A 16,421-nucleotide genomic window follows, 5' to 3' on the forward strand; every position below is an offset into this window, starting at 1 on the left:
ATCAACCGGGCGTGATCGTCAGGCAGTAATCTTCAGGGCCTGGCAATCACCCCGCCCGTCATCGGCATCGGCACGCCCGTGGTGGCGGGATAGGACAGTGGCAGGCCTTTCATGCCGCGGACGGCGAGAAAGCCGAAGGCCTGCGCTTCGATGGCGTCGGAGGCCCAGCCGAGCGTTTCGGCCGCCTCGACCGTCGCCGAGCCCACCCGCTCCCGCAGCATCCGCAGCATGGTGAGGTTGCGGGCGCCGCCGCCGCAGACGATCCAGCTCCGCGGCCGGCGCGGCAACAGCGGAATGACACGGGCGATCGCGGCGGCGGTGAAGGCGGTCAGCGTCGCCGCGCCGTCGGCCGGCGCCACCTCGCCGAGCCGCAGGGCAGCAAAATCATTGCGGTCGAGCGATTTCGGCGGGGGGCTTGCGAAGAACGGCAGCTCCAGCGCCCGCGCGATCCAGGCTTCATCCACCTTGCCGAGCGCGGCGAACTTTCCTTCCGCATCGAACGCCTGGTTCATGGTGCGGTACATGAAATCGTCCAGCAACGCGTTCCCGGGGCCGGTGTCGCAGGCGATCAGCGTATCGTTGCCGTCGATATAGGTGATGTTGGAGACGCCGCCGACATTGACCACGACGATCGGCCCTTCGCGCTCCAGCGAATGGGCGAGCGCGCGGTGGTAGACCGGCACGAGCGGCGCGCCCTGCCCGCCGGCCTCGACGTCGGCGGCGCGGAAGTCGTGCATCACCGGAATATGGATGGTCCTTGCCAGCGCCGGCGCGTCGCCAATCTGAACCGTCAGCCGTCTTTCGGGCCGGTGCAGCACGGTCTGGCCGTGGAAGCCGACAATGTCGATGTCCTCCGCCCTCATCCGGTTCTGGGCGAGGAAGGCCGCAACCGCCTCGGCATGGGCCTGCGTCACCGCACGCTCGGCATCGCCCAGAATGCCCGGGCGGGCCTCGCGTTGCTGCAGATGCACGGCCTCGCTCAACGCCTGGCGCAGCAGGTTGCGCTCGGCCGGGCCGTAGGGCCGGTAACCGGATGGCCCGAATGCCTTCACCTGCTTTCCGTCGGTTTCGATCAGCGCGACATCCACCCCGTCCAGCGAGGTGCCGCTCATCAAACCGAGTGCCGTCAACATCATGGACCAGCGTCCTCAAGAAACCCGCCCTGGCATGCCGATCTTGTGCCAGAGGGACACATCTTATAATGCCAACGCGCCAAGTGGCGGGCGGCCAATCGGGTTCCCGCGGAAGACCCTTAAATTGCCCCCAAAACGGTAAACCAAGAATTGTCAGGTACGCCGACAGATGACTGCATTTAAATCGGATTTCCTCAACACCCTGCAGGAACGTGGATTCATCCACCAGTGCTCCGATTTCGAGGGGCTGGACGCGCTCGCCGCCAAGGGTGAGGCCACGGCCTATGTCGGCTACGATTGCACCGCCCGCTCGCTGCACATCGGCAACTATCTGACCATGATGATGCTGTACTGGTTGCAGCAGTCCGGCAACAAGCCGATCACGCTGATGGGCGGCGGCACCACCATGGTGGGTGATCCCTCCGGCAAGGACGAGACGCGCGCGATCCGCACCATTGCCGAGATCGAGGCCAACAAGGAATCGATCCGCGGCGTGTTCGCCAAGGTGCTGCGCTACGGCGAAGGCAAGAGCGACGCCGTCATGCTCGACAATGCGGAATGGCTGACCAAGCTGAACTGGATCGAGATGCTGCGTGACGTCGGCCGACACTTCTCGGTCAACCGCATGCTGACCATGGATTCCGTGCGGCTGCGCCTCGAGCGCGAGCAGGAGATGAGCTTCATCGAGTTCAACTACATGGTCTGCCAGGCCTACGACTTCGTCGAGCTGGCCAAGCGCACCGGCTGCCGCCTCCAAATGGGCGGCTCGGACCAATGGGGCAACATCATCATGGGCGTCGATCTCGGCCGCCGCATGGGCACGCACCAGCTGTTCGCGCTGACGACGCCGCTGCTGACGACCGCCTCGGGCGCGAAGATGGGCAAGACCGCGCAAGGCGCGGTGTGGCTCAACGCCGACCAGTTCAGCCCGTACGACTTCTGGCAGTACTGGCGCAACACCGAGGACGCCGACGTCGGCAAGTTCCTGAAACTGTTCACGACGCTGCCGATGGCCGAGATCAAGAAGCTCGAGGCGCTCGGCGGCTCGGAGATCAACGAGGCGAAGAAGGTGCTCGCGACCGAAGCGACCGCGCTGCTGCACGGCCGCGACGCCGCGCGCGAAGCCGCGGAGACCGCGCGCCGCACCTTCGAGGAAGGTGCGCTCGCCGAAAGCCTGCCGACCGTGGAAATTCCGCGCGGCGAGCTCGACGCCGGCCTGGGCGTGCTCAACGCCTTCGTCAAGGCAGGCCTCGTCGGCTCAAACGGCGAAGCGCGGCGCCAGATCAAAGGTGGCGGCCTGCGCGTCAATGATGCGCCCGTCACCGACGAGAAGATGGCGCTGTCAGCAGGCAATCTGACGCCGGAAGGCGTGATCAAGCTGTCCTTCGGCAAGAAGAAGCACGTGCTCATCAAGCCTGCATAGGCGTATGAGCTTTTCACTGCTTGTCAGGGCGCACAGATGCGCGCTCCCTGACGGCAATGAAACAATACACGCCCAGGCAAGCGAGCAAGGATACGCACCGTGACGGCGTCGCGGCGACACCGCAAGGCGTCGCGCGCGTCGCGCTCACCGTGCTCGCACTCTGCTTCACGCTGGCCGTGCTGGGCCGCGGGCTCGGCGACAGTTTTACCGTATTCCTGAAGCCTATCTCGGAAAGCTTTGGCTGGGACCGCGCGCAGATCGTCTCGGTCTATTCACTCACCTGGCTTGCGAGCGGCCTTACCGCCCCCTTCGTCGGACGCCTGTTCGATCATTCCGGACCGCGCATTGTCTATGCGCTCGGCCTTTTGCTGCTCGGCGCCGCCTTCCTGATCGCGGCGCACGCGCAGCGCCTGTGGCAGTTCCAGCTCTCGATCGGCCTCTGCGTCGGCGTCGGTATCGCCTTCATCGGCATCGTGCCGAACTCGATCCTGCTCGGCCGCTGGTTCGGGCCGCGCCTGCCGACCGCGATGTCGGTGGTGTATTCGGCGATGGGCGGCGGCGTGCTGGTGCTGCTGCCGGCCTCGCAGCTGCTGATCGATCACATCGGCTGGCGCGGCACCTACCAGCTGTTCGGCTTCGCCGCCTTGGGCCTCCTGGTCCCGCTACTGCTGCTGCCGTGGCGGCTGTTCGCCGCGGGCTCGCCGCATGTCGTGAAGAAGACCGATCCTGATTTCGTCGACAACGGCTGGACGCTGCTCCGCGCGATGCGTCACCACGCCTTCTGGGCGCTGTTCTCGACGTTCTTCTTCACCGCCGTCGGCATGTACGCGATCGCCGCGCAGATCGTGGCGTATCTGATCGATGCCGGCTTCCCCCCGCTCCAGGCCGCGACCGCCTGGGGTTTTTCCGGCGTCGTGCTGGTGTTCGGCATGCTCGGTGTGTCTGCGCTCGACGGCCTGATCGGGCGAAGGCCGTCCGTGCTCTTGAGCTACGCGATCTCGATCCTCGGCATCGCCCTGCTCTGGCTGCTGCAATATTCCCCGAACATGCTGCTGCTCACCGGTTTCATCGTCTGCTTCGGCAGCATGATGGGCTCGCGCGGCCCGCTGATCAGCGCGACCGCGATGCGGATCTTCCAGGGCAAGCGCGTGGGCACCATCTACGGCACGATCTCGATCGGCAGCGGCCTCGGCTCGGCGTTCGGCTCCTGGAGCGGCGGCCTGATCCATGACGCGACGCACGGCTACAACGCCCTGCTCGCCTTCGCACTTGCGAGCGTGATCCTCGGAATGATTCCATTCCTGATCGTGCCCGCCTTGCGGCGCTAGGTATCTCAGGGGTAACCTGATCGCATTCGTGTCACCGGAAAATTACGGGTGGGACCGGCACGAATACGCGCAAAAAATGCGGATCACACGCGGCCGAAACCCCGGCCTGCGGTGTTATGTCCGACATGACGAAAATGTCAGCGCAGAATCAATCTTGGGTGGCTTGCGAGGAGGAACCGAATGCGGTCCAAGTCGCTGGATGGAGGGCAAACCAAAATGGACTTTTCTTTTCTCTCTCGCTTTCAACCGGTTCTGCTGAGCCTGTTTCGCTTCATCACCGGCCTCTTGCTGTTCCAGTACGGCATTGCCAAGCTGTTCAAGTTCCCGGCTGTGCCGATGTTCGCGAAGGTCGAACTGATGTCGCTCTACGGCGCGGCCGGCACGATCGAACTGGTGGTTGGCGGGCTGTTGATGATCGGCCTGTTCACGCGCCTCTCCGCTTTCATCCTCTCGGGTGAAATGGCCTTCGCCTACTTCATGGGGCACATGTTCAGGGGCGATGCGCCGGTGTTCCTGCCGCTGCTCAATGGCGGTACCGCAGCGATCCTGTTCTGCTTCGCCTGCCTCTACCTGTCGGCCGCCGGCGGCGGTCCGATCAGCGTCGATGCCGCGATGGGCAAGGAGAGCGGCGCAGCCGGCGGCGCGTTCGCGCGGCGCTGAGGCGCCTCCGGATCACTTCGCAAGCAGGACGGCACCGGCGGGCCCGCCGGTGCCGTTTCAACGCGTCCCCAGCACGTTCCACATGAGAACCAGGGCCACGACGAGCAGCACGGACATGATGATGCGATGAACGAATCGATTCATTGCGCGTCCGGCTCCACTCCATAGCCACCAAAATCCAAGATCGATTCCCTTCCTCAGATGGGCTGGAGCCCGCTGGCAGAGCAATTTGCCTGCACCATTGCGCACGCGCCTGCGAACGCTGTCCGCGCGGCAGGCCGTCGCACGCCTCCATTCATGATTGGTAAGAACTTCATGCTACCGGTGCGAGCAATAACAACCATTCCGTAGGGGCTGTGATGAAGCTGCTGAGCCATCTGAAGATCCGCACCAAGCTTGCCAGCATGGTCTGCCTTGCGGCGCTCACCGTCACAGCCATCATCGGCGTATCGGCCGTGCTCAGCAAGAGCCGCATGATGGAGGACCGCGTCCAGCAGATGCGGACCGCCGTCGAGCTCCTCTACAACTACGCCCAGGCGCTCCAGGACGAGGTGGCCGCCGGCAAGCTGACGCAGGCCGAGGCCAAGAGCCTGTTTCACCAGCGCGGCCGTCGCATGAACTTCAACGGCAACCAGGGCTATCCGGTGGTGTACAATCAGGACGGCTCGCTCGTCGTGAACGGCGCCAATCAGCAGCTCGAAGGCAAGATCACCGGCGCCAAGGATTCCAACGGCGTGCTGATCGCCGACGCCATCATCAAGGCCGGCAACGAGACCGCGCAGGGTGGCGTCACCTCCTATCTCTATCCCCGTCCGGGCCAGACCGAGCCGCTCCGCAAAACCGTGTTCGCGCGCAAATTCGCGCCCTGGAACGTGACCATCAGCTACGGCCTCTATGTCGACGACATCGACGCCGACGTGCGCGCCTTGACACTGGAGCTCGCTGCGGTCGGCGTCGGCCTGATGCTGCTGATGGCGGCGCTGTCCTGGCTGATCGCGCGCGACGTGCTCGGCGCGCTCGACCGTCAGAAGAACCGCATGCAGGCGATTTCCGAAGGCGCCATCGACAAGCCGGTCGAGGAGACCGACCGCGGCGACGAGATCGGCCGCATGGCCGAGACGCTCGAAGTCCTCAGGCAGACCGCGCTCACGGCCCGCACGCTCGAGGCCGAGCAGGTCGCGGCCAAGGCTCGCAGCGAGCAGGAGAAGCGCGAGGCCCTGATCGCTCTTGCCGACCGCTTCGATGCCTCCGTCGGCCAGCTCGTCGGCCTGATGGCCTCCGGCTCCGGTGAATTGGAGACCACCGCCAAGTCGATGTCGTCGACCGCCGAAGGCACCAACCGCCGCGCCGCATTGGTCGGCTCGGCCGCCAACGAGGCCAGCCAGCGCGTCCAGACCGTCGCCTCCGCCGCCGAGGAGCTCTCCTCCTCGATCACCGAGATCAGCCGGCAGGTCGCGCAATCCGCCGAAGTCACCGGCCGCGCGGTGGACAGCGCCCGCCGCACCGACACCATCGTGCGCGCGCTGTCCGACGGTGCCCAGCAGATCGAGCACGTCGCCGAGCTGATCTCCAACATCGCGGCGCAAACCAACCTGCTCGCGCTCAACGCCACCATCGAGGCCGCGCGTGCCGGCGAAGCCGGCCGCGGCTTTGCCGTCGTCGCCTCCGAGGTGAAGTCGCTGGCGAGCCAGACCGCGGAAGCCACCCGCGAGATCGGCGACAAGATCGCCCAGATCCAGGGCGCGACCAAGGAAGCGGTCGATGCGATTGGCGGCATCACCGCTACCATCGAGGAGGTCAGCCGCATCGCCACCTCGATTGGAGCTGCCATCGAGGAGCAAGGCGCCGCCACCGCCGAGATCGCCCGCAGCGTCTCGCAGACCGCGGAGGCAACCAAGGAGGTCACCACCAATATCGGAGGCGTCTCTACGGCGGCGAACGAGACCGGCAACGCCGCCGGCATGGTGCTCACGGCAGCCAGCAACCTGTCCAAGCAGGCCGAGCAGCTCTCCGGCGAAGTCGGAACGTTCCTGAAGGGCGTGCGCGCGGCGTAACACGCCGCTTGAGAGTCGAGACGATCGGCGCAAAAGCGTCGCCACATTCGTCATGGCCGGGCTCGTCCCGGCCATCCACGTTTTTGGCCGCGCCGCACGAATGACGAGCACTTGGGAATGTAGGTGGTTACCGCCGCGCGACGGTGCAGCCGCTCGACAGCTGGCGCGTCGATCCGGTCGAGCCGTCGTTGGACTGCGACGGGAATTCCTCGAACGGCGAGTTCTGCTTGCCGGTGTTGAACTCGAAGATCTTGCGGAACAGGCCCGGCGCCATCGCCGAGATCGGATTGACGCGCATCACGGGCGCGGCCGGCGTGCCGACGACCTCGTAGGTCACGCCGATCAGCCCCTCATTGTTGCCGCCGCCGAGGAAGATGCCGAACAGCGGGATCTGGCCGAAGATGTTGTTGACGCCATACATCGGCACGAAGGTGCCGCTCATGCACACCTGGTTGCCGGGATAGTCGATCGAGCCCTCGATGGTGGCGCCGATCATCGGCCCCTTGACCACACCGTCGCGGATCGTCAGCGCGCCGTTCTGCCGGGTGAACTCGGCGCGCAGCGCGCTGAAGGAGACGCCATTCCCGGTGCCGTTGGGGGCGCCGGCGGCCACGCGCTCGAGCTGCGCCTCGCCCTTCACGGTGAAGTCGCGCACGTTGATGAGTCCCTCGCGCGCCGTGTTCGGCTCGGAAGACGGCGGCTCCATCGCCACCACCATCTGGCCGCCGACCGCTTTGGTGTAGGTGTCGGTGAAGCGCAGCAGCGCGCCCGCGTCATTGGTCTGCAGGTAGATCACCTCGCGGTTGCCCTGGGCGCGGCCACCGCGCAGATCTGCCGCGACAGGCGTGTCACGGCCGATCTTGCCGCTCAGCGTGAGCGCCTTGATGGCCCCGTTGCGCTTCGACATCTTGGCGTCGACGCTGCGCATGGCCTCGCCGTTGAAGCCCGCGACGGCACCGAGCTTCACGTCGATGTCGAAATCGAGATTCTTCAACTTGTTCTTGTCGTCCTTGGAATTGCCTGAGATCGCCGATTTCAGGAAGCCGCGGCCGTCGAAGACGTCGCCACGCATGGTGCCGCGCACCACACCGTCCTGGCTGCGCTCGACCCTCAACGACGCCTTGTCGCCGTCGGACGGCGCGTAGGTCGGGAAGTTCGCGTTCACGAGATCGCCGTTCGCGTCGAGCTCGAGCGAGCCCTTGATCGAAGCGCCGCCACCTTCGATGACGATGTCCTCGAAACGCGTCGATTGCGCCGTCGGCACCACCTTGAAGCTGGCCTTGCCGGACTTGCCCGGCAGCTTGACCCAGCCGGGCAGGATATTGTCGAGCCGGACCGAGGTCAGGTCGGCCTCGACGCCGAGCTTCGTCGTCTGATCCGCGCCGCTCGCGATCTTGCCCGACAGCTTGATCGGCAACGATCCGCTGACGGCGGGGCTGAGATCGAAGCCGAGCCGCGAGCGGCTGGCATCGTCCAGCGTCGCCTGCAACCTGACGTCCGCGTCGCCCTCGGCCGGCTTGCGATAATCGAGCGAGGCCGCCTGACCGTTGATCTTGACGTCGCCCTTGACCTGGTAGCCCTGGTTGTTGGCTGATATCTTGAGGTTGTTGGCTTCCAGCTTCTGGTTCATCACCAGCTTGTCGGCGGCAAAGCCGTTGAGATCGGCGGTGACGGCATAGGTCGTGTCGGCCTTGGTCAATTCGCCCTTGACCGGCATGCCGAGCTGGATGTTCGCCGCGAACGTTCCCTTGCTGGTGTTGGGATCGACAACGGTCGCCGACAGGTCGCTCAGCCGATCATTGGCGAGCATTTCGGCGGCCGCAGGCACCGGGCCCTCGACACGGAATCTGCTCCGCGACGGCGACGGCTTGGGCGCCATGTCGGGCACTTCGAACACGAAGTCGGAGATGGTGACCTTGCGGCCCGCGGGCGTATCGGCAATGCCCTGCCCGATGTTGACGGTCGCGGTGCGCCCGGTCACGCGCGCCTTCAGATCCGCATCGCGCACCACCGGCATGCCATCCACGGGCCGGACCGCAACGCCGCTCGCCACGATATTGACCGACAGGCCGTCGTCCGGAATGGGTGGGCCCTTGCGAGGCAGGTTCCTGGTCGGCGAGTTGACGCCGATCTCGATGCGCTGAAGCGTTCCGCGCTCGATCCTCTCGATCACCCATTCACGCAATTCGGGGACGATCAGCGTCGGCCACATCCGCTTCAGGGCGGAGGCCGACATCGGCGTGCCCGCAAAACCGAGGGTCAGCCGCGGCTCGCCCGAATAATCGAGCGCGCCGGTGCCGGCGACGCCGATCTCGCCGTTGGAGACGTCGGCCTGCGTCAGCAGGATGCGCTTGTGGTCGGTGTCGAAGCGGAAGCCGATCGCAATGCGGTTGAAGACGAGTGGCGGCTCGTTGTCGATGCCGCCGAGCAGGATCGAACCGCCGCTGAAGCCGAGCTGCCAGTCATTGGTGGTGCCGTTGGGCGGCTCCAGGTGCGCCAGCAGCGTCAGGCGGTTCGCGCCGGAGAGAATCTTGAACGGCGCGACCAGCACCCGCCGGTTCGCATCCCACTCGACATTGATCTCGGCCGAGTCGATCGCCATCGGGTAGTCGGGCGTGTCGGTATCGATGATGTTGCCGGCGCCGACCGCGATCTTGCCGCGGAAGAAGGTCGGCACGCCGTCGCGGCCGAGCTCGCCCTTGAGCTCGCCCGTCAGCGGCAGGTCGGCGGTATAGGTGAGATCCTTGACCCGCAGCGCCAGCAGGATGTTGGAGGTCGAGACCTTGTCGGCCTTGATGTCGACCGAGCGCACGCCGTTCTCGGCCGGGCCGATCGTGGCGCGCAGCATCCACGGGCGCGCGCCCTCCTCGCCGAGGCTGAGCGCGACGCCGCCGCGGCTCGGCCGGCGCAGGCTGAGCGTGATGTTCTCGAACGACCATTTGCTGCCGCGCTGCTGATCGTCGACGATCAGGACGCCGTTCTTCAGACCGATCTCGTTGAGGTTCTGGCCGTCGAGGCCCGTCATGCTCAGGCTGTCGAGCCAGTCGAGGCCCTGAAGGATGCCGCTCTGCGCGGTCGCCTGCGGTGCGGCCTGCGAGGCGTCCGGGTTCGCAGGCGCGGTCGCGAATGGCGGCGGAGGGACGCCGCTGCGCGGGAATGTCGGCGGCAGGCCCGCGTCCTTCTTGGACGCGACACCGGTCGCCAGCGGCTTTGCGGTGTCGCCGGCGGACACGGTGACGGTGCCGTCTGGCGCAATGCGGATGGCGAGCTCGGCATCGACCAGGTTGAGGCTCTCGGCCCGCAGGTGCCCCATCAGGAGGGCCGCACCCGACAGCTTCACCTCGGCCTTCGGCGCGCTGGCGACGACGGCATGATCGCGGTCGCGAACGATGATGTCTCGGATGCGCACGGCGATGCGAACCCGCCCGGCACGCTCGATCTGCGTGCCGCCGACCTCGACCGTGTTGCCGTGGCCGATATTGTCCTCGATCGCGGCTGCGAGCCAGGGCGTTGCGATGTCCAGATTGATGGGACCGGCGCCGAGCCGCCACCACAGCGCACCGAAACAGCCGACGAAAATGACGATGATGGTGGCAACAACCACGGCCGTGCGCTTCAGCCAGCGCCCCCCACCTGCCCGGCGGCGCAACGCGCCGAATCCGTCACCGATGCGGAGGAAGCCCGAACCGGAACGCGCCAGCAGCCGGCGCGCGCGATGGCGCGCCGCCGCTTCCTGATCCGGATCCCAGTCGGCGTCGTCCCATTCCTGCGGCTCAACTTGGCCGCCGCGCCGATCAAGATCCCGGTTGTAGTCCTGGGGCGACGTATTCCTTGCCATTGCTTCTCGATACAGGCGCCCGTCATAGGATTGAGCGCCGCCGGGACCGCAGCCGTTCGCGGGAAGTGACGCTCCCTGCGCCGGCACTGCCGCCATACCTCGAATATTCCTGCTGTTCGTCATTTCGCCCCGGGAGCGCGTTCAACGAGCAGTGGGGTGGTGCGTGGAATTCCTTGTAACCATACTCCGGCGTCGTCAGACTTGCCCAGCCAAGGGCGCGATTCCGGCTCGCCAGACAAGAGCTGCAATACCGCTTCGGTTGACCTGCCGAAAGCGTCGAAAGGAAGGCGTATGTCCAAGAAATCCCGAAAGAAATCGTCCAAAACGCCCTCCGGCAGTCCGACCGCCAAAAAGAAGACCGCAAAAACGCGGGCATCTCTTCAAACAAGGTCCGCGAAAACGCAGCGGACACCGGCACGCAAATCAGCCGCGACCATAGCAAAAGCAGCATCACATAAGGCCGCATCGAAACAGTTAAAATCCTCCAAATTCGCCTCTCCGGCTGCGGCGAAGTCCGGCTTGAAGTCCGGCTTGGCCGAGGGCCAGAAGGCCCCCGCCTTCAGCCTGCCGCGGGATGGCGGCGACGTGGTCACGCTGGCGGATTATGCCGGCCAAAAGCTGGTCCTGTTCTTCTACCCGCGGGCCGACACGCCCGGCTGCACCAGAGAAGCGATCGACTTCACCCGCCTGGCCGACGCCTTCGCCGCCGCCGGCACTGCGGTGCTCGGCATCTCCGCCGATCCGTTAAAGGCCCAGGAGAAGTTCCGCGACAAGCACAAGCTCGGCATTCCCCTCATCTCGGACGAGACGCATGAGATGCTGGAGACCTATGGCGCCTGGGGCGAAAAGTCCATGTATGGCAAGAGCTTCCTTGGGATTCTTCGCACCACGATCCTGGTCGGGACCGACGGCAAGGTCGCGCGGATCTGGCGCAACGTCCGGGTCGACGGCCATGCCGACCAGGTGCTCGAAGCGGCAAGGAGCCTTTAACCAATCCTTTAAATTCGCGCGTTCCCATTTGCGGAAAATTAACCATGACCGGCCCAGATTGCTGCGGCAATTGAGCCGCAAGGAACCCATCCGACCGGCGCGGGAGTGCCGATGTCGAAAAGTTCTGCCCAATATTCGCAGTACCCCCAACATCATCCCCACGACCACGGACGGGCCTTCCAGCGTCGCCTGGGTGTCCCGGCGCCGGCAACCGCGATTCCCCTGCCCGCCACCGATGATGCCTACACCATCGTCCATGCCGGCAAGCAGGTCCGATTCGGGCCTGTGGTGTTCTGGATCGTGGTCGGCACCGTGGTGCTGCTCGGGCTGTGGTCGGCAGCCACTGCCACCTATTTCGCGTTCCGTGACGACGTCCTGACCCGGCTGATCGCCCGCCAGGCCGAGATGCAATACGCCTATGAGGACCGCATCGCCGAGCTGCGCGCCAAGGTCGACCGCACCACCAGCCGCCAGTTGCTCGACCAGGAACAGTTCGACCAGAAGCTCGACCAGATCATGAAGCGCCAGACGGCGCTGGAGTCCCGGGCCACGGCGCTCGGCGCCATGCCCGACGTGACCGGCTCTATACCCCGCGCCGCCCCGCAGCGGAGCGATTCAAGCCCGAGCACGCCCAAACCGTCGCCGATCAGCGACACCGTGATCTTCGTGGCGCCGCCGGATCGCGAAGCGCGCCTGGAATCGCGCGCGCCGAGCGTTGTGGCAGCGCCGACCAGCCAATTCGCCAAGAACCAGGGTTTCGACAACGTGCTGGTCCGGCTCACGACCTCGCTTGATCAGGTCGAGCGGCGCCAGATGGCGACGCTCAGCGCTGTCGAAGAGAGCATGGATTCGCGCATGCGCCGGATGCGCAGCGTGGTCAGCGATCTCGGCCTGAACCTTTCCCATCTCGAAGCCGCCGTGCCGCGCAGTGCGATGGGCGGACCGTTCGTCCCCGTCAAGCTGACGGCGAATGCCGGACCGTTCGAGAAGCAGCTCTATCGCATCCACACCACGCGCGCCGAGATGGACCGTCTCAACCGCACGCTGGCGCTGGTGCCGTACCGCAAGCCCGTCATCGGCGAGGTCGAGTTCACGTCCGGCTTCGGCGTGCGCAGCGATCCCTTCCTGGGTCGGCCCGCGATGCACACCGGCCTCGATTTCCGCGCCGCCAGCGGTGACCCCGTCCGCGTCACCGCCTACGGCAAGGTGGTTTCCGCCGGCTGGTCCGGCGGCTATGGCCGCATGGTCGAGGTCGATCACGGCAACGGGCTTTCGACCCGCTACGGCCATCTCTCCGAGATCAACGTCAAGGTCGGCGAGGTCGTGAAGATCGGCCAGGTCATCGGCCTCGTCGGTTCGACCGGCCGCTCCACCGGCCCGCACCTGCACTACGAGACCCGCATCGAAGGTGAAGCGGTGGATCCGCAAAAATTCCTGCGCGCCGGCGTGCGGCTCAGCGCGGGCTAGCGCGGGCAGCGCTGACGATCACTGGCTGCGCTCGTGGCCGACCTCGCCGGTGATGCCGTTTGAGATAGTCGGGTCTGCCCTTGATAGCCGACATATCCTCGGCTGCGGGACGCGGCAGCGATGGGCCAACAGCCGACATCGATTTGCTCTTAACTGCCATCGCCGGGGAAGTGGTGGTTGTTACCCTTGAATACTCGATGAGACTCAGAAAACCATAAAACTAGGATTATAGTTGTAATGTTTTTGAGGTTGCGGTATGTGGAAGCATGAACCGCAAGATCGCTGCGCGCTGCTTGGCCGAATTGGGCAACTTGACCCGCCTGGACATTTATCGGCTGCTGGTTCGGGCCGGGCCGCCCGGCCTTAACATCACCGATATCCAGACCCGTCTCGACGTACCGGCCTCCACGCTTGCCTTCCATCTACGCGGGCTGGTCGGCGCGGGCCTGGTTGCCCAGGAAAGAAATGGGCGCACGGTTATCTGCCGCGCTCAATACGATCGTATGGACGGAGTCATCGAGTTCTTGCGCGAACATTGCTGCGAGGGATTTGAGGGTGATTTGGCGGCAGGCGCCACGCGCCGGGCGAGTTGATCACTTGCGAATGGTGAGCCCCCGAACGTCGGCTTTCCATTATGGCTGGATCGTATTGGGGGCCGGCACCTTCGGCTCATTCATGACGCTGCCCGGTCAAACGGCAGGGGTTTCAGTTTTCTTCGACCCCATCACTGCCGATCTTGGCATCTCACGCACAGCGGCCTCGATTGCTTATGCAGTTGGAACGCTCGCGGGAATCCTGCCGGCACCCGTGATCGGCCGCTGGATCGACCGGCGTGGGCCTCGCCTGACGGCGACCATAATCGCCGGTGGCCTCGCCCTGGCCTGCGTTTTCATGGCGACCGTTCAATCCGCAATGATGCTGCTCGTGGGCTTCGCGCTGTTGCGTGGCACCGCGATCGGCGGCCTTAGCCTTGTCAGCCAGCAGGTCGTCAATCTGTGGTTTGTGCGTCGGCGGGGGATTGCCGCTGCGGCGGCAAGTCTCGGGCTCGCGGCCGGTTCTTTGATCTTCCCGAAGCTGTTCGATGGATTCATCTCGCACTACGGCTGGCGGGGCGCCTATCTTGCCGTTGCCGGTCTTGTCGCCCTCACCATTCTGCCGGTCGCTGCCGCGCTGTTTCGTGATCGGCCGGAAAAGTTCGGCCTCAGCACGGACGCCGGGTTGGCGCCTGCCGCAAAAGAGCTACGGGAGGAGCCATCGTTTACACGCGAGCAAGCGCTACGTACCGGCGTCTTCTGGCTGCTCTGCGCTACAGGCTTTCTGACCAACGCCATCGGCACCGCGCTCTTGCTCAATCACTTTTCAATCATGGAGACGGCCGGGATCGCATACGGCGACGCATTGCTGTTGCTATCGCTGCTTGCCGGCGTTCAGGCCGTTGCTACGCTCGGCACCGGATTTCTGGTGGATCGGTATGAACCCCGGCACCTGGTCCCGCTTGCGATGTTCATGCTTGCGCTGGCGTCAGCTCTCCCGGCGTTTGGAAGTGGAATCGCCGTCAGCGTGCTGTATGCGCTGAGTCTGGGCGGAGCGTACGGCTCGCAGCAAGCTATCAACGCCGCCGGCTACGCGCAGTATTTCGGGCGCGACCATCTTGGCGCGATCAGGGGAGTGTCGTTCGTCTTCGGCATTTCCGGCGCCGCATTCGGGCCGCTGCCTTTCGCGGCAAGCGTCGATTGGACGGGGAGCTATGCCGCCGTCCTCGCTGGCTGCTGTGTGCTTTGCGTCGTGTGCGCCGCCGCAGCATCTGCTGTCAAACGCCCGTCCTCGTCAGCGAAGTCGATGGTCAATTGCAAGCTGGAACTGGCGCCATGACCGGCGGTGAAACGACCATTGTGGCGGGCATTGAAATTCCATCGACCGATCCCGTGTTTCTCGCGGTGGTTCTCGGAGTGCATATCCCATTGGGTATCGCCTGTGTTGCGATCGGAGCGATCGCAATGCTGAGCGAGAAGCGTCGCGGACGCCATTCGAAGTTCGGAACGAACTATTTCTGGTGCCTGCTGGCGCTCAGCGCTTCCGCGACGTTCCTGTCGCTTATGCGCTGGGACGAAAACTATCACTTGTTCATTCTCGGGGCGTTGTCGTTCGCTTGCGCCTGGCTCGGGCGCTCAGCGCTCCGGCATCGATGGCGGAACTGGGTCAGGCTTCATATCGCGGGGATGGGCCTGTCGTATGTCCTAATGCTGGTTGCCTTTTACGTCGACAATGGAAAGCAGTTGCCGCTTTGGAAGGAGCTGCCTCATTTCATGTACTGGCTGATACCTTTGGCGGTTGGTATCCCGCTCATCGTTCGCGCACTTCTGAGGCCGCCGTTGGCGCCAGTCCGTCATGATTTCCACTTGATGCGATAGTCTTCGATTGCACGCCGTCGAGCCCTACCGCAGCGGTTCGTGACTGCGGCGTATTGGGGTCTTTCAAGTCCGCTACGGGTCCAGAAGCCGAAATGCTCTGGCCCTTAGAACATGTCCACTCGAACCCCAGCAGCCGACATCGGCTGTCTAAAGCCCGCGGTATCCCGCGGGCTTGAGCTTCAAGAGTTCGATACGCGGGTCAATACCCGAATATTGCGCCGCTCCTCGGTTCGCAATGAGACCGGCTTGGTTGGCGAGGCGTCCACCAGCGCCGCACTCTCAGGCTTGTAAGCAAGTGCGTCGGCGATCCATCGCGGCCATTCGGGTTTCGGCCCTGGCTCAACCCGCGTTTGAAGCAACTGTTGAAGTATATCGCTCATGCCTGCTCCTGCGACTCCAGCCAAAGCTCTTCATAATCGGCATCCTCATCGCGCACCCCGCCGAGGCTGCCAAGCACACTGATCGGTGCTCGCACGCTCTCCTCGATATGTGCCTCCATCGTCACGTCGTCGCCGGGATGCACGATCACCCGTTCAATGCGGTGCACGAACCTGATGGGGTTCTCGTCTTCGCTCGCAATCGGCTGCAACGGCTTGCCCCATCCCCGATCGAGAATGGCGTTGGCGGCCATCACACGGGCATGGGCGGGAGCGTCCTTGTTGCGCACGATCTGCACGAGGGTCTTGATGGCGACATTCGTGTGAGTTCGCGCCAGGGATTTGATCTCGGTTAGCGTGCGCTGCTTTAGAGCGCGGCGGGCCGCCGCCCTCGCGAGAGCATTCTGGGAAAGAAGGTTGTAGTTCACCACTTCAGTCATTTGGAAAATCCGTCTGAAATTTACTCCGATCATCTTGGATCGAGACGCAAAAAACCCGCGGCGGGAGAACCGGCGCGGGTGCAAACAAACTCGTCTCGATGATGCTATTCTGCCAGTGTTTTGCCCGACGGGTCAATGCCAATCGGCTCCTGCAAGCGACTTCTTGCTCTACCAGTGGATTGGACGGGCTGAGGCTAGCCGGCAACCGAATGTCCATAAAGGCACCGGCCGACAGTTGGTGAGCATCTGACAGCCTTTTTGTCCACAGCCACGAGAGGCAGTAGCTCGCCGGCTTCCTCG

At 64.6% G+C, this 16,421-nt stretch carries 13 protein-coding genes; 9 read left to right on the forward strand and 4 right to left on the reverse strand.

Annotated features, from left to right (window positions below; translation table 11 throughout):
- Positions 1 to 32: 32 nt before the first annotated feature.
- Positions 33 to 1,136, reverse strand: coding sequence for an anhydro-N-acetylmuramic acid kinase (locus ACNJYD_RS20655; protein ID WP_439363167.1), 1,104 nt, complete (start codon positions 1,134 to 1,136; stop codon positions 33 to 35).
- A gap of 166 nt (positions 1,137 to 1,302) precedes the next feature.
- On the opposite strand from ACNJYD_RS20655, the gene tyrS reads away from it, so the two are divergent.
- The 4 genes from tyrS to ACNJYD_RS20675 all read left to right on the forward strand — a co-directional run bounded on the left by tyrS (position 1,303) and on the right by ACNJYD_RS20675 (position 6,598).
- Positions 1,303 to 2,556 (forward strand): tyrosine--tRNA ligase, encoded by a 1,254-nt coding sequence (gene tyrS, locus ACNJYD_RS20660; protein ID WP_172788683.1) that lies wholly within the window; start codon positions 1,303 to 1,305, stop codon positions 2,554 to 2,556.
- Between the two features lie 56 nt (positions 2,557 to 2,612).
- Positions 2,613 to 3,884, forward strand: coding sequence for an MFS transporter (locus tag ACNJYD_RS20665; RefSeq protein WP_439363168.1), 1,272 nt, complete (start codon positions 2,613 to 2,615; stop codon positions 3,882 to 3,884).
- 216 nt (positions 3,885 to 4,100) lie between these two features.
- Positions 4,101 to 4,544: a DoxX family protein gene (locus ACNJYD_RS20670; RefSeq protein ID WP_172788704.1), complete on the forward strand. Its 444-nt coding sequence runs from the start codon at positions 4,101 to 4,103 to the stop codon at positions 4,542 to 4,544.
- Between the two features lie 359 nt (positions 4,545 to 4,903).
- Positions 4,904 to 6,598, forward strand: coding sequence for a methyl-accepting chemotaxis protein (locus ACNJYD_RS20675; protein WP_439363169.1), 1,695 nt, complete (start codon positions 4,904 to 4,906; stop codon positions 6,596 to 6,598).
- A gap of 127 nt (positions 6,599 to 6,725) precedes the next feature.
- Here the strand turns inward: ACNJYD_RS20675 and ACNJYD_RS20680 are convergent, their stop codons facing one another.
- Positions 6,726 to 10,532, reverse strand: coding sequence for a YhdP family protein (locus ACNJYD_RS20680; protein WP_439363170.1), 3,807 nt, complete (start codon positions 10,530 to 10,532; stop codon positions 6,726 to 6,728).
- A 195-nt stretch (positions 10,533 to 10,727) separates the two neighbouring features.
- Between ACNJYD_RS20680 and ACNJYD_RS20685 the strand changes: the two genes are divergently transcribed.
- From ACNJYD_RS20685 to ACNJYD_RS20705, 5 genes are all read left to right on the forward strand, one after another.
- The gene (locus tag ACNJYD_RS20685) at positions 10,728 to 11,426 is read left to right on the forward strand and encodes a peroxiredoxin (RefSeq protein WP_439367497.1); all 699 of its coding nucleotides are present in this window, start codon (positions 10,728 to 10,730) and stop codon (positions 11,424 to 11,426) included.
- A 111-nt stretch (positions 11,427 to 11,537) separates the two neighbouring features.
- Complete coding sequence (locus tag ACNJYD_RS20690) at positions 11,538 to 12,893, forward strand: peptidoglycan DD-metalloendopeptidase family protein (RefSeq protein ID WP_439363171.1); 1,356 nt, start codon at positions 11,538 to 11,540, stop codon at positions 12,891 to 12,893.
- A gap of 266 nt (positions 12,894 to 13,159) precedes the next feature.
- Entirely contained in the window at positions 13,160 to 13,486 is a 327-nt protein-coding gene (locus tag ACNJYD_RS20695; RefSeq protein WP_439363172.1) for an ArsR/SmtB family transcription factor, read from the forward strand.
- Between the two features lie 82 nt (positions 13,487 to 13,568).
- On the forward strand, positions 13,569 to 14,765 hold the full coding sequence (locus ACNJYD_RS20700; RefSeq protein ID WP_439363173.1) for an MFS transporter: 1,197 nt from the start codon (positions 13,569 to 13,571) through the stop codon (positions 14,763 to 14,765).
- Positions 14,762 to 15,304 (forward strand): hypothetical protein, encoded by a 543-nt coding sequence (locus ACNJYD_RS20705; RefSeq protein ID WP_439363174.1) that lies wholly within the window; start codon positions 14,762 to 14,764, stop codon positions 15,302 to 15,304. The genes ACNJYD_RS20700 and ACNJYD_RS20705 overlap by 4 nt, the downstream gene beginning before the upstream one ends.
- A 179-nt stretch (positions 15,305 to 15,483) precedes the next feature.
- Here ACNJYD_RS20705 and ACNJYD_RS20710 read toward each other — a convergent pair whose 3' ends face one another.
- Both ACNJYD_RS20710 and ACNJYD_RS20715 read right to left on the reverse strand, forming a co-directional pair.
- Positions 15,484 to 15,684 (reverse strand): hypothetical protein, encoded by a 201-nt coding sequence (locus ACNJYD_RS20710; protein WP_439363175.1) that lies wholly within the window; start codon positions 15,682 to 15,684, stop codon positions 15,484 to 15,486.
- A complete protein-coding gene (locus tag ACNJYD_RS20715) occupies positions 15,681 to 16,121 on the reverse strand; it encodes a hypothetical protein (RefSeq protein WP_175421760.1) in 441 nt (146 codons plus the stop codon). Before ACNJYD_RS20715 ends, ACNJYD_RS20710 begins: the two co-directional genes overlap by 4 nt.
- Positions 16,122 to 16,421 lie beyond the last annotated feature (300 nt).

The sequence above is a fragment of the Bradyrhizobium sp. SPXBL-02 genome, from assembly GCF_051853065.1.
Lineage (GTDB): Bacteria > Pseudomonadota > Alphaproteobacteria > Rhizobiales > Xanthobacteraceae > Bradyrhizobium.